The sequence below is a fragment of the Blautia sp. BCRC 81119 genome (assembly GCF_003184505.1).
Taxonomy (GTDB): Bacteria; Bacillota; Clostridia; order Lachnospirales; family Lachnospiraceae; genus Blautia_A; species Blautia_A fusiformis.
The window spans coordinates 75730-89174 of the sequence record NZ_QJHD01000021.1 but is presented as its reverse complement, the minus strand read 5'-3'; the positions used below and the strand labels follow the sequence as shown (position 1 = coordinate 89174).

Here is a 13445-nt window from a genome sequence, read left to right as displayed (position 1 = left end):
CATTCAGCTGGAAAAGTATCGTTATCTTTTTCAATGCGCAAAGGAAAGCAATGATTTTGATTCATTTATGAAATTCGCAGTGTAGTTTTGTGCAATTTTTCAAATTTGCTCATTTATAGCTTATGAGATAATCACAAGGGAAATAAGGGAATTTTTTTAATCATTGCCTACCACTTTATCAAGAAGCCTAACTGATTTTCGTTTAGCATCTCTTGTGGAGTGAGCATAGACATTCATTGTGGTACTTACATCTGAGTGTCCTAACAGTTCCTGCACATCTTTTGGGGCAGCTCCATTTGCTAAAAGGTTGCTTGTATAGGTGTGACGTAACTGGTGGAAATGAAAGCCTTCAAATCCCTCTAATGTTTTTGCCACCTTTCTGCAAACAGTCCCCAAAGTAGTTGGAAGTTCCAGACAACCATCCGGTCTTAAACAGACGAAAGAAATTTCTTTATAATCTGCCGGGACTTCCTCTGTTCTGTCTAAGCAATAATATTCGTAGTACACTCTGTTTTTCTCTTTGACCGCTTTGTAGTAGTTCGTGTGATAAAGTTCTCCGTACTGCATTCGATTTTTTAACTGCTCTTTCCGGGCATTACGGAAAATCTCTACCAGCGTATCTCCAAAATCAACAATCCTCACTTTTTTCCGCTTGGTTGGTCCGATGATATATTTGCGCTTTGAGCCATCGTATCGGATGCTACGTCTTATGGTAAGGCATTGTTCTTCCAGATTTACGTCCTGCCACGCCAAACCGCAGGCTTCTCCAATACGAAGCCCGGCATAATAGGCTATCTGGATTGGAAGTATTGCGGCTGGGTTCTTTTTTTTCAGATAAGCAAGCAATCTTTCATAATCTTCTCGTGAAATTGGTTGGATATTTCCGTCCATGTCCTCGTCTGAAAACAAATCAACTTCATCCGTCTGATACCGCAGTTTAATATACTGCATGGGATTAAACGTAATATACTGTTTTGGAAATACTGCAAAGCGGAAGGACTGCTGCATGACTGCGGAAAAAGAATGGATGTAATCTTTGCTGTAACCCTTTCTCTCTTTTCCGTCGGGATGAACTCCCCCGAAGGAAAGCAAATCAAAAAAGGATTGCAAATGCTCAGAGGTTACATTTTTTAATTTCCGTTCTGCCAGCGGATGTTTCTTAATATTTCGGATTGTTCCGAGGTAATTCTCCACAGTACCATTGCTGAGCGTACCTGTTTTTAATTCCTCCTCTGCCCACACATCCAAAAGTTGTCCGACTGTGAGATTTTCCGCTTTGGCAACAAATTTCTTTTTCTCATAATCATCCATTGCCTGACGGAGCAGTTTTTCAGTTTCACTTTTGCTTTCTGTTCCAACGCATTCTTTCTGAACAAGATTGCCGCTTGCGTCCTCTACATAGAAGCGGTAGTACCATTTCTTTCCTTTTTTTCTTACAGATCCTTTTGCCATAATCGTATGTCTCCTTTCGATATTAGACAATCGGAACTGATGAAATGCTTCGTGCGTGTAAGTATATCATAACTCCGGCTGTCTTACTATACCGATTCGGAATCTTCGTATAAGACTTCTGATAAAAGATTTGCAAGCCTTTGCTCTGCTGTTTTGGGTTTCTTGGAATAGAGCCTTACGATGTCTGCCATCTCATTAAAAGCATTGATGGTGTGAGTGATTTCCCTTAAGAACATAATCTCATTATATTCATCATTCGATTCAAACCCTATTGTTTTGGCAATATCCGTCTGACCATCATTCCCCTTAAAGTTTTTGCAGGCGAACTGAAAGGAATCCAAAAACAGACCATATTGTTTTAACATCAGCAGTAATAAATCTTTTGAAAAAGCATCTTCTTCTTTGGTAAGGGCAAGTGGTAACTGTTCCAGAATATCTCCCATCGCATCACGAATCTGTAATTCTCTCTTATCCGTAATATCGGTTTCATATTCATCTGTTTCCCCTTTGAGCCATTCCACAGATACATGGAGTGCTTCCGAAAGACCTTCCAACACCATTTTTTTCGTATTGTCAATCGAACCATTCTCATAACGCAGGATTGTAGAAGCGGTAACACCCATCTTTTCTGCGACATAAGGCTGTGTCAGATTCAATTCCAGACGGCGCTGTTTTACTCTGCTCCCTATCAGCTTGCGTAATTCTTTATCTTTCATGCTGACTGCCTCCTTTTTCGGTATGTATGAATTATAGCATTGTTTTTCTGAAATTGCAATATGCAATATAAAGTTTATTTTTAACATTTCGTAACGCTTGACAAAAAGATGTGAAAAGGATATACTTACATCACAAGAATTGCATAATGCAATTTGTAAGGAGGTGATTATATGACGCAAAGAAAAATTGCATTATCCATCGAAGAAGCTGCTGACTATACGGGAATCGGCAGAAACACCTTAAGACAGCTTGTAGAATGGAAGAAACTTCCAGTATTAAAGGTTGGTCGCAAAGTCCTGATTAAAACCGATATTCTGGAAATGTTTATGGAAGCTAATGAAGGTCGTGATTTGAGGGATAGAGGAAATGTAAAAGCTGTAACAAGAACTGTGGCAAATTAAAAAGGCGGCTTCCAAAGAAACCGCCAAAGGTTCTATCAGACCAAAGCCATGATATACCTACACGCAAGAAGATTATACCATGTGCTTCTTCTGATACGCAACCGAGAACTTATGTTTGCAAAAGAAAGGAGAATGTAATAATGGCAAAATCAACAAAAAGTTATGAAGAACGAATGCTTGAAATGGAAAAAAGGGAACAGGAAAGCCTTGAAAAAGCAAAACGATATGCAGCACAGAAGAAAGAACTTCTGAAACGAAAGAAAACCGAGGAAAGTAAAAAACGAACCCATAGGCTCTGTCAGATTGGCGGTGCGGTGGAATCCGTTCTTGGTGCTCCTATTGAGGAAAAAGACATCCCAAAGCTGATTGTTTTTCTGAAAAGGCAGGAAGCCAATGGGAGATTTTTCTCAAAAGCAATGCAGAAAGAAACCAATACCGATATGGAGGAAGTGTAATGGCAGAGGGGATGAGTTTTTCATTCCCTTCATTGCTTTTTCATGAAGGGCGCACTTATGGACAACCAGAGGTCGTCCCAATAAGTTTGCCACAAGTGTCAACCGGTCTGCGCTCACGCTTGCCGGGCTCGTTCCGTCGGCGGGGCTTTCAGCCAGACCTGCTCATGCCGCAGGAGGCACTCTTCGCCAGAGAGGCGCATTCCATGCAGGCTGCTATGCGCAGGGCACTCTTACGCAGAGGGAGTTCCGGCAATGCTGCTTTTTCTAAAACTGAAAGCAATGTTGCCGGAAATCTATGCCGGATACGTCAGAAAGGAGGAATCCAGACATGGCGATTTTTCATTACACAATCAAAATAGTCGGACGAAGTAAAGGGAAATCTGTTATCTCCGCTTCCGCATATCTCAATGGGGATGTGATGAAAAACGAGGAAACAGGGAGAATCAGTTATTACACTTCTAAAAAAGAAGTGGTCTACACCCGGCTGATGATGTGCGAAAACGCACCTCCTGAATGGCAGATAGTACCAGAAGAAAATATAAAACGCTTTCAAAAATCTGTCCGATACAAAAGGTCAGAAGATAAAGAAGCTGCTTTAAAAAAATTCAAAATCACATTTCAGAAACAGAGGTTATGGAATGAGGTATTGAAGATTGAAAAAAATGCAGATGCCCAACTTGGCAGGTCATTTGAATTTGCCCTCCCCAAAGAATGGAGCAGACAGGAACAAATTCAATATACAACCGACTATATCCAAAAAACTTTTGTAGATAGAGGAATGTGCGCTGATTGGAGTATCCACGACAAAGGGGATGGCAACCCCCATGTCCATCTGCTTCTAACTATGCGTCCTTTTAACCCGGATCATTCTTGGGGAAAGAAAGAAGTCAAGGATTGGGATTTTGTCAGAGATAAAAACGGAAATATCGTGATTGATGAATCCCATCCGAACTGGTGGCAGGATAAGAAAAACCCTGACCGTCATGGAATCCGTATCCCTGTATTAGACGAAAACGGAATTCAGAAGATTGGAGCAAGAAACCGCCTGCAATGGAAACGGGTGCTGACCGATGCTACTGGATGGAACAATCCAAAAAATTGTGAACTGTGGCGGAGTGAATGGGCAAAGGTATGTAATGAACATCTGCCTTTGCATAATCAAGTTGATCATCGTTCTTATGAAAAGCAGGGAAAACTCCAGATTCCTACCATCCATGAAGGAGCTGACGCAAGAAAGATTGAACAAAAGTTTTTTGCCGGGCAGGAAATAAAAGGCTCGTGGAAAGTAGCGGAAAATCAAATCATAAAACAACAAAACACGTTATTGCAAAAGATACTAAACACCTTTGGGAAAGTATCGGGTGCATTATCATTATGGAAGGAGCGATTAAATGACATTAGAAGAAAGCCGGGAAATTATACCCTTAATGGAATCCATGATTGGTCAAATCGAAGAACAGCAGAACCTAATGGCAGAAATGATTCTGGAAATGCAGAACCGGGACACTCAACTCTCTCTTATGCAAAAACAGAATCAGAAATTACAAAAATTAAACAACGAGTTATCCGAGCTGCTCAACATTTTGCCAAATACCGAGGAACTGCTTTCCAAGATGGAAGAACAGAAAACGAAGATAGAGCTTTTGGAAAACGAAAATCAGCAATGGCAGAAATTGGCACAGAAGCTGAACAGCGAAAACAGTTTATTACTGAAACAGAACACCGAATTGCTGAACTGGAACAGCAGATAGAGAAAGGACGTGATATAGATGAACGAATCCAGAGAATCAAAGAACGCCGAACAGTTGGAAGAACTTCTGCTCTTGACCGAGGAGATACAAGAAGAACTAGAACAGAAAGAACAGCTTATCGTGGAACTGAAGACGCAGCTCAGCGAATCTCTGACCTTGAACGAGAAATTAAACAAAGAGAACAGAGCCGGGAATATTCAAGCATTAAAGAACGACTTGAAGCTGGCAGACAGAGCATTGCGGATCGAGAAAGAGAAGTTGCGAAGCGCAAACGTCATGATAGAGGAATGTCAAGATAAAATATGCTATTTAACACAGGAACGGGATTATGCCCGGACACATCAGAAAATCGTAGAAATACCGGTAGAAAAGCCGGTACTCTATGAAAAATGTGAAGCCTGTAACCGGACAGCCTATCAGAATGCAAAAGCAAAATACGAAACACAAAAAGAGCGACTTGCAGGACAGTATAAAGCAAAAACGGTAATGTTCCAAACAACCTTGTTCCTTCTTGCATGGTATTCGTTGACAACCACTCTTTTTCAGGCAGTACAGTCAGATATGTTCCTTGTCGATTGTAAATCATTCTTCAATGATTTAGCATCATTCATACAAACCTTTGTCGGATGGACGATTGATGCCGGGCATTCTGCGGCACAGATTAGTACAAAAATTCCAAATGCTTTTATAGCCGGAATGGTATATTGGTTATTGCTAATATTGATTGTAGGAATATGTATGGCAGGAACAGAGATGCTGGCGATACTGATAGAAATAAAGGTTATAGAATTATATAAGAAAAACTGTTGGGATGTTATTACTCTACTAATGATACTGACAAGTGTTGCTATTGTCATTTATTTTGGAGAATCAATCAAAAAAGTACTGTCAGTAAATCTTCTATTGCTTTTCGTACTTTCGCAGGGCGCATATGTTGGAATTAGATGTTATCTTAAAGTTTGGTTAGAAAAAAGACCATATTAGTATTTTCAACTTACTGTATAGACAGTAAAATTACTCCATACCAGCCTAGTGAAAATTTACTGTATGAAAAGAAGTATTACAGAGAAAAAAGGCTGTAAAAACAGGAACAGCCAGCCCGAAAGAATTTACGGACTGGCTGTATCAGCAGAGTAATGTAATTGTGGAGCTGACCGAGATATGAAAAGCTTTCTATCATCAATTTCGCATTATTGCAATAACAGATTGCTTCTTCCATGAATGAATAAGCAATATTGTCATCAAACTTTCAAGCATAAACATAGCAACAGCAAAAAGAGTAAAAGCAACAACCGGAAATACAAATCCCGTAGACATGCCTGCATTTTTCAAAAATATACCGATTGCATATCCGCCGGGGATTCCAACAACAGCAGTTATAAGCAATGCAATCAAAGTAGTAAAAAGACCTTCCATCATAAATGCTTGCTTCAACTGCTTATTTGTCATACCAATAGATTTTAGTGTGCCCATTTCCTGTTTCTGTGATAAAAGATTTGTCACAGTAAGATTGATTTGATTGATGACCGCAAATATCCACAAGATGGCTGCAATCGCATAAGCTAATGTAAAACCTGCACGATTGTCTGATTGGTGTTCTACAATAAAATCTTGAAGGGTTTGTAAGCGAACATCCCTATTGTCAGAAACGAGTAATTTGAGTTCTTGCTCGATTATCTCCTGATATTCAGCTTCTGCTTGTATTTCGATTGCGTATGTACAGTCATAACCTGCAAGTTCTTTGAGCATATTTTCCGGCATTCTGAAAATATAGCCACCCATTCCATCATTGCTGGAAGTGATTGCACCAATTTTGAATGCTTTTGTTATTGTTTTACCACTATGATTTTTGAAATTAAAGGTCACAGTATCCCCAATTTGAGGTTTCCAATGGTAAACATCATAAATACGTTCGGGATCACTTACAACTAATTCTGTATCATCAGTAATATTTCCAGACAAAACCGCTGCATTTAGCGACGCCAAATCCTTTTCATTATAGCCGAGCATCAAGGTGCTATCTGAAATATCATTGTCTGTTGAGAAATCAACTGGTACGGTAGCATAAGTAAATATATTGCTAACTCCCTCTATATCTCCAACACGCTTTACATAATCAGAAAAATATTCTTTCTGCAAGAGAGCATCCAAATTTTCACTTTCGTTTTCTAAATCAATGCTGATTTTGAAATCTCCGTACTTCATATCCCAATAACGAGCCATACTCTCGGCATTAAAAGAACTCTGATAACTTGCTGCAAGGAAAAATATAACTCCGCACAGTCCCAATGATAAAATGGTCAATAGAGATTTTTTTCTGTTTCTGGAAAAGCTGATTTTCGCTAAATATACAGGCGTAATACGATGTCTTTTGTGAGTGCGGTAATTTACAATTCCCACTGGATTTTTCAGGGCGGAAATTGGAGAAGTATTCGCTGCAATTTTTGCTGGTTTACGAACACTAATATAAACAAGCAGTATTCCAAAAAGGCATGCGCCACATAGAGAAACAATAAATGCAAATACTGACCAGCCTTTTGATTGCAGACAATAGCTGATGATCGTTCCCATGATACTACCAATTAAAATCCCCGGAACTGCAAGCATATAACCCTGTTTAAGAACTATTTTATAAATTTGCTTTTTACTTGCCCCTATTGTCCGAAGCTGTCCGAACTCAGCAACTTTTTGTCCAACCGAAATATAGAAAATGCTGTAAATTACAAGTGCGGCAGCTAAAAACAAAATGGCAGCAACTACACCATATACCGCATAATTACTGAAGGACAAAGTTGTATTTACATAATCATAGTAACTGCTGACTGTCCAATTATTCAGTCCAGTCTCCTCTGAAATTTGAGATAATATTTCTGTTGCTTCGTCTTTTGTAAGGGTATCTGCATTTTCAAGCCAAACATATCCATTAAGCAGGTTATTTCCACGTAATTCCCGGCATTTTTCAAGTGAAACAAAAACAGGATAAGCGGTAGAAGTTTTATCATGATAAATACCAACAATAGTATAATTCTTCAAAGTACCATCCAGATTCAACTGAACTATGGCGTTGATTTCCGGAGACTTATTTTCACTGGCAAAAAAGGCATCTGTAACAGCAATTTCACTTGCTTTCTCTGGATATTTTCCGTCAAAGGCAGGAATCAAACTAAGCATGTCATCATCATAATAAATCAGAGACAGTTCTTTAGAATTTTCTTTCACTGTTTTGATATTACAGGAAAGTCCTACACTTTTTACTTCTTCGTTTGCTAACAACTTTTCTTTACTGTCCTGCGTAATGTCAAAGAAAATCCCTTGATGTAATCCTTCGATTTCTTTCTGATTTTGATAAATGATATTTTGCACTGTGAGCAACGACATCATTATCATAGCAACGGCTACAATAATTGCCGAAAGGCAAAATAAGTTTTTCTTCTTATCAAAACGCACACTTTTTCGTGCTAATTTTTTAATTACTGCACTGGTATCATTTTCAAAAGGATAATTCATAATTCCCACCTCCTTTAGCCAACAATTTTACCATCTTCAATCCGTACAATGCGGTCTGCGAGTTGAGCGATCTCGTTGTTGTGAGTAATCATTACAATGGTCTGATTAAATTCTCCGCTGGTATGCTTCAAAAGCCCTAACACATCTGCACTGGTCTTGCTATCAAGATTTCCGGTCGGTTCATCAGCAAGGATAATCGCAGGCTTCGTAATTAAAGCTCGTGCAATCGCTACACGTTGCTGTTGACCGCCTGAAAGATTGTTCGGCATATTTTCCAGTTTATCTTCTAAAGCCAACATATACACAACTTCGTCCATAAATTTCTGGTCTACTGTATCGCCATCCAGTTCCACAGGCAGGACGATATTTTCATATACATTCAAAATCGGAACCAGATTATAATTTTGGAAGATAAATCCGATGTTACGACGGCGGAAAATTGTCAATTCATCATCATTCTTTTTTGCGAGTTCTTCTCCCCGTACAATCACGCTGCCGGAAGTGGGGGTATCAAGTCCTCCCATCATGTGAAGCAATGTAGACTTACCGCTGCCGGAAGTTCCAACTACGGCAACAAATTCTCCCTGTTCCACAGTAAAATTTACACCATTAAGGGCACGAGTAATATTTGGTTCTGTGCCGTAATACTTCTTTAAGTCGATTGTTTGTAAAATGCTCATATTCAAATGCTCCTTTCAAGGCTTTCTATCTGTTGATAAAGCCATTGTAAACCACAAATGTTACACAAATGTCCGAGATAGAAAAAATTTTTATCGAAAATCAGAGTGAAATGTTACAACGCTCGGACATTTCAAAAAAAGTGGTTATATCTTACCTTACAGGAAGCATAATAGAAAATTCTGAGCCTTGCCTCAGCTCTGAAACAACCTTGATATAGCCCCCTTGCCTTGTTACAATCTCACGAGCCAAATACAAACCTATTCCCACACCCTGTTGATCGTGTACTTCTTCCTCACGATAGAAGCGCCGGAAGATGGCAGCCTGATTGCTTTCTGAAATGCCCTTGCCGGTGTCGGTCACTTTGACCTCTACGTACATTTCCCACTGAACCACTGATACAGAAATCTTTCCACCTGACGGAGTGTATTTTACTGCATTGTCCAGCAGATTGAAAAGGGCTTCGCTTGTCCACTTGCTGTCATGGGAGATTATCAAATTTTCCGGGCAATCCACGGATACAGCAATTTCTTTTTTCTCTGCGGCATATACAATACTGCTCATGGCTTGTGCAAGCGTATGGAATAAGCTGCTGTCTTTCTTTTCTAATCGTATTGCTCCGGTTTCCAACCGGGACGTTTTAACCAGTGCTTGGAACAGAAAATCCAGTTTATCAGTCTGACTACGTATGCCTTGTAAAAAGTCCATCCGTTCTTCTTCTGAAACAGGCTTTGTTAAAAGTGTGTCCGTTACCATTTGCAAATTGCTGACAGGCGTTTTAACTTGATGTGAAATATCAGAAATCAGCATTTGAAGCTCCTGTCGTTCCATGTCTACCTTGTGCCGGTTTTTCTGCATAATCTCATACAACCGAATTAAGCGGTGGTTGATACGGGCAAAAAGAGTTTCACTATCATTTGACTTTTGTAATTCCTCGTTTCCATCAATCATGTTGTCCAGCGTCCGGCACAAATTAGAAGTAAAATGAGAAAGGCGTTTTCCAAAAATCAGCACCAATAGCCAAATCCAGAAAAACGCACAGAGTGTCAATGTTCCACCCACTATAAAAATTCGTATATCCTGCATTATACCGCCGAAAATACCGGTAATTACCAGCATAGAGAAAACCATGCCAGCACTAACCAGTCTACAAATTTTCTTAGCAGAAAGGTTATTCAGATTCATTTCTTTTCGCCTCCTGTCCATTGATACCCCATACCATAAACCGTTTTGATATATGTGTCGCCATCCGCTTCAATCTTACTGCGAATACGGCTGATAGAAGTAGTAAGGGTATGTTCATCTACATATTTTTCATCAACATCCCACAGTTTTTCTAAAAATTGTTGGCGAGTAAGTACCTGCTTCGGATTTTTAAGAAATAGGTTCAACATTTTATATTCCATCGCAGAAAGTGCTAATGGTTTCCCGTTCAAACTTGCAAATTGTTCCGAAAAATCCAGAAACAAGCTACCATCCTCGTAAATATCCTTAGCTGGTTTGTGATGCTCCAACATAGCGAACATGGCTTTGATTTTTCGCTGCAAAGCACTAATCGAAAAAGGTTTCGTGATATAATCCACTGCACCAGCTTCATATCCCCGTATCTGATTGCTTTCCTGATCGTTGGCAGTTAGAAATATAACTACTGTATCAGGATGCTCTGGCTTGATAAGACGGCATAGGTCATAACCATTTCCGTCTGGTAAATTTATATCCAGCAATACCAAATCAAAAATGTTTGTTTTTAATGATTCAGCGGCTGTCCTTGCATTCAGAACAGAAGTTATTGTGTAACCGTCCAATTCCAAATTATAAGTAAGCGTTTTATTCAAAAGATTATCATCTTCGACAATTAAAATATGCTTCATATTATCACTTCCTTTTCTTTTTGCAGATAGTATAACAGGCAAATGTCCGAGAATTGTTACAAGGACAAATATATTTTTCATTTTACAGCTTTTTTCTGTGTACTGCAATTTTATAAAAGAAAGGACAGCAGTGTCAAATTGCTGTCCTTTCTTTTATCATAGCTGGTAGTGTAGAAGCGTGGGTTCATCATATCGGGTGTGGTATCTTTAACTACAGGAAACTCCCTACAACACTATCTCACTTCTTGCTTAATAAAGTTCTAATGAATCTTCTGTATCCACCCACATCTGTAAATTGCCATCAAGATATAATCTTGCATATTCCAAAGGCTCATCCACAGCCAATGAAGTAAGCGCACATTCTGATCCATATGTGGTTTTTAAATTTTTTTCAGCTTCCCAGCAATCAATGCGAAGCATATATCCAGCACTTGTGTAAACATCAATACTATCGTGGTTTATATTATATTCTGCATAAATTGTTCTCATCGTATCTTATCTCCATTTTCTTTTGATAATCAGTTACAGAGTTAAATATCGAAAACATTTCAATCAGTTCACCATGTCGTTATTGTTATATGTTATATTGTGTTATGAAATTTTCTTTCCCTTAATTTTTCCCATATTAAGGTTCATGAAAAGCAATGGGAAAATGTAACACAAGGGAAAGAGTAAGGGAAAGTTCACTTGCTACAAACTTAGTATTTTCAAGGGTTTGCGAAGAATTTGATAATCAAATATAACAGTTATTAAATTTCCTAAAATATGTGAAATATCAACTGGAATTTGACTTGCCTATTTTCTTAAAATCTCATGTGGAGCTTCTATTTCATTTGCCAAGGTATGCTCTGTTAACTCTGACATTCCATTGTGCATTGTTGATTTCAAAACATTGGAAATTTACTCACTACATGATTACTGGAGATCATATTTTGTCCGAGATTATTATGTAGAAATGGATTTTGATGATAATATAGTAAGAACAGAAGTATTTTATTTGCCAGAACGTCAATAACAAATATGGGAAAGAGATGGTACTACATGGGAATAATTAAATATTTTAGAAAAAAGTACTGGGAAGCAGCCATTTTCAGAGGTGGGCGACGTATACCATTTACCTGTGATGGATTAACAGCTGTTCCTGATAGCGCCTATGCATTGTTTACTGAAAAAGAGTTAGAAAAAATTTACGAAGAAAGAGATATTTTTCATGAGCGGCTAATGCATATGATTGATTCTTTTTAATCACATGTACATCAGAGTTTTATATATTACTTATGATATTGTGCCGGCTTTGTCGCTTTGTATCAGCCGAATGAATACAAGAAAAGGAGCTGTCGGGAAATAGACAGCTCCTTCAAAGAAAATCTGCAGGATACCTTTCTTCTTTCCTTCTGTAAGTTCATTCCACCCACACTTTTCTCTGGATCTTTTCACCTGTTCACTTGTAAGCCCAGATTTCTTGCCATTCACCCTTTCAAGAACCTCTTCTACCGTCTGCTGATAAATTTCCTTCATCACTTCCGCCTCATCGTTTCTAAGTATTTACTACCTGAATTTCTTATGCAATGAAAGACCTCTTTGAAAAAAATATAAAAAAAAGACCTTCATTGCATAATAAAAAATGCAATAAAAGTCTCACCATTTCCTTATGATACCGGATGCTTCCACCGTACTGACAACATCACAAACGCAATTTGTTAAGCGCAGGTTACTCCCCTTTATTGGATAAAATCATATACCCAAAGTAACATGATTGTCAAGATACTTTATCATTACTTTTTCATTTTATGTTATACTTTTTACATCGTTAACACTATTAAAATAAATTCTCCGGAGGTGAATCAAATGGATCATACGAATAATTCCTGTTGTTGTGGTGAAGCGGAACATTTTTCCGGATGTCTGATTTGTGGTGCTCCTATTACGTATCGTGCTGAAAGCTCTATTCAGACGTGTAGTATCTGCCATAAAGAGCAATTAACCAATGCGGTCTGTGAAAATAGTCACTTTATCTGTGATGCCTGTCACAGCTATGGCACATATGCTCCGGTAATCGCAGCGCTCAGAGACAGTACCGAAAAAGATGCTTTGCTTCTTCTGGAAAAAATTATGGATCTTCCATCTGTACATATGCATGGACCAGAGCATCATGCAATTGTTCCGTGCGTTCTTCTGACAGCGTTTCGCAATAATGGAGAACATATGGATTACGATGCTGCACTATCTGAAATCTGTAAAAGAGCGAAGCAGGTTCCGGGCGGTACCTGTGGTTACTGGGGTGTCTGTGGAGCTGCTGCCGGAGCCGGTATTTTCATGTCCGTTATGACTGGATCCAGTCCACTTCACAAAGATGCATGGCCGTTTCCTCAAAAACTTGTTTCCATTATTTTATCCAGACTGGCAGATGTTGGTGGACCTCGCTGCTGCAAACGTACCAGCAGAATTGCCATTGAAGAAGCCGTTCATTTTTACAGTCAGTTTTGTTCTGTAAACATTCCGTTGTCTTCTATAACGTGTAAATACTGCGAAGATAATCGCGAATGTATCCAGGAAGATTGTCCATACTATCCCGAATAACAGGCAAGGCAGTGATTCCATGATACCACGAAA

General features: G+C 38.9%; 15 protein-coding genes and 1 pseudogene. 7 read left to right on the top strand and 9 right to left on the bottom strand.

Features of this window, described 5'->3' with window-relative positions:
• Nucleotides 1–156: 156 nt before the first annotated feature.
• A complete protein-coding gene (locus DMI82_RS13280; RefSeq protein WP_009265517.1) occupies nt 157–1452 on the bottom strand; it encodes a tyrosine-type recombinase/integrase in 1296 nt (431 codons plus the stop codon).
• An 86-nt stretch (nt 1453–1538) separates the two neighbouring features.
• Nucleotides 1539–2168 (bottom strand): helix-turn-helix domain-containing protein, encoded by a 630-nt coding sequence (locus tag DMI82_RS13275; protein ID WP_009265518.1) that lies wholly within the window; start codon nt 2166–2168, stop codon nt 1539–1541.
• A 171-nt stretch (nt 2169–2339) separates the two neighbouring features.
• Here DMI82_RS13275 and DMI82_RS13270 point away from each other — a divergent pair, with 171 nt between their 5' ends.
• The 5 genes from DMI82_RS13270 to DMI82_RS13250 all read left to right on the top strand — a co-directional run bounded on the left by DMI82_RS13270 (nt 2340) and on the right by DMI82_RS13250 (nt 5760).
• Complete coding sequence (locus DMI82_RS13270) at nt 2340–2570, top strand: helix-turn-helix domain-containing protein (protein WP_008704241.1); 231 nt, start codon at nt 2340–2342, stop codon at nt 2568–2570.
• A gap of 140 nt (nt 2571–2710) precedes the next feature.
• Nucleotides 2711–3025: a hypothetical protein gene (locus tag DMI82_RS13265; RefSeq protein WP_008704242.1), complete on the top strand. Its 315-nt coding sequence runs from the start codon at nt 2711–2713 to the stop codon at nt 3023–3025.
• Nucleotides 3025–3384 (top strand): hypothetical protein, encoded by a 360-nt coding sequence (locus tag DMI82_RS13260; RefSeq protein ID WP_015515801.1) that lies wholly within the window; start codon nt 3025–3027, stop codon nt 3382–3384. Before DMI82_RS13265 ends, DMI82_RS13260 begins: the two co-directional genes overlap by 1 nt.
• Nucleotides 3354–5075: a MobA/MobL family protein gene (locus DMI82_RS13255; protein ID WP_020993872.1), complete on the top strand. Its 1722-nt coding sequence runs from the start codon at nt 3354–3356 to the stop codon at nt 5073–5075. Before DMI82_RS13260 ends, DMI82_RS13255 begins: the two co-directional genes overlap by 31 nt.
• The gene (locus tag DMI82_RS13250; RefSeq protein WP_110103579.1) at nt 5053–5760 is read left to right on the top strand and encodes a DUF6040 family protein; all 708 of its coding nucleotides are present in this window, start codon (nt 5053–5055) and stop codon (nt 5758–5760) included. The genes DMI82_RS13255 and DMI82_RS13250 overlap by 23 nt, the downstream gene beginning before the upstream one ends.
• Nucleotides 5761–5955: 195 nt before the next feature.
• On the opposite strand, the gene DMI82_RS13245 is transcribed toward DMI82_RS13250, so the two are convergent.
• From DMI82_RS13245 to DMI82_RS20720, 6 genes and pseudogenes are all read right to left on the bottom strand, one after another.
• Nucleotides 5956–8283, bottom strand: coding sequence for an ABC transporter permease (locus DMI82_RS13245; protein WP_006859032.1), 2328 nt, complete (start codon nt 8281–8283; stop codon nt 5956–5958).
• A 14-nt stretch (nt 8284–8297) separates the two neighbouring features.
• On the bottom strand, nt 8298–8963 hold the full coding sequence (locus DMI82_RS13240; protein WP_006859033.1) for an ABC transporter ATP-binding protein: 666 nt from the start codon (nt 8961–8963) through the stop codon (nt 8298–8300).
• Between the two features lie 151 nt (nt 8964–9114).
• Nucleotides 9115–10146, bottom strand: a complete 1032-nt coding sequence (locus DMI82_RS13235) for a sensor histidine kinase (RefSeq protein ID WP_006859034.1) — start codon at nt 10144–10146, stop codon at nt 9115–9117.
• Nucleotides 10143–10832, bottom strand: a complete 690-nt coding sequence (locus DMI82_RS13230) for a response regulator transcription factor (protein ID WP_009265522.1) — start codon at nt 10830–10832, stop codon at nt 10143–10145. Before DMI82_RS13230 ends, DMI82_RS13235 begins: the two co-directional genes overlap by 4 nt.
• Before the next feature lie 249 nt (nt 10833–11081).
• The gene (locus DMI82_RS13225) at nt 11082–11321 is read right to left on the bottom strand and encodes a DUF6061 family protein (protein ID WP_006859036.1); all 240 of its coding nucleotides are present in this window, start codon (nt 11319–11321) and stop codon (nt 11082–11084) included.
• A 306-nt stretch (nt 11322–11627) separates the two neighbouring features.
• Nucleotides 11628–11696 (bottom strand): annotated as a pseudogene (locus DMI82_RS20720) (LPS biosynthesis protein); the annotation flags it as partial.
• A gap of 177 nt (nt 11697–11873) precedes the next feature.
• Here DMI82_RS20720 and DMI82_RS13215 point away from each other — a divergent pair.
• Nucleotides 11874–12077: a hypothetical protein gene (locus DMI82_RS13215; RefSeq protein ID WP_044960377.1), complete on the top strand. Its 204-nt coding sequence runs from the start codon at nt 11874–11876 to the stop codon at nt 12075–12077.
• A 30-nt stretch (nt 12078–12107) separates the two neighbouring features.
• On the opposite strand, the gene DMI82_RS13210 is transcribed toward DMI82_RS13215, so the two are convergent.
• A complete protein-coding gene (locus DMI82_RS13210; protein WP_015526489.1) occupies nt 12108–12350 on the bottom strand; it encodes a cation-transporting P-type ATPase in 243 nt (80 codons plus the stop codon).
• A gap of 330 nt (nt 12351–12680) precedes the next feature.
• Between DMI82_RS13210 and DMI82_RS13205 the strand changes: the two genes are divergently transcribed.
• Nucleotides 12681–13412 (top strand): DUF5714 domain-containing protein, encoded by a 732-nt coding sequence (locus DMI82_RS13205; protein WP_059086549.1) that lies wholly within the window; start codon nt 12681–12683, stop codon nt 13410–13412.
• Nucleotides 13413–13445 lie beyond the last annotated feature (33 nt).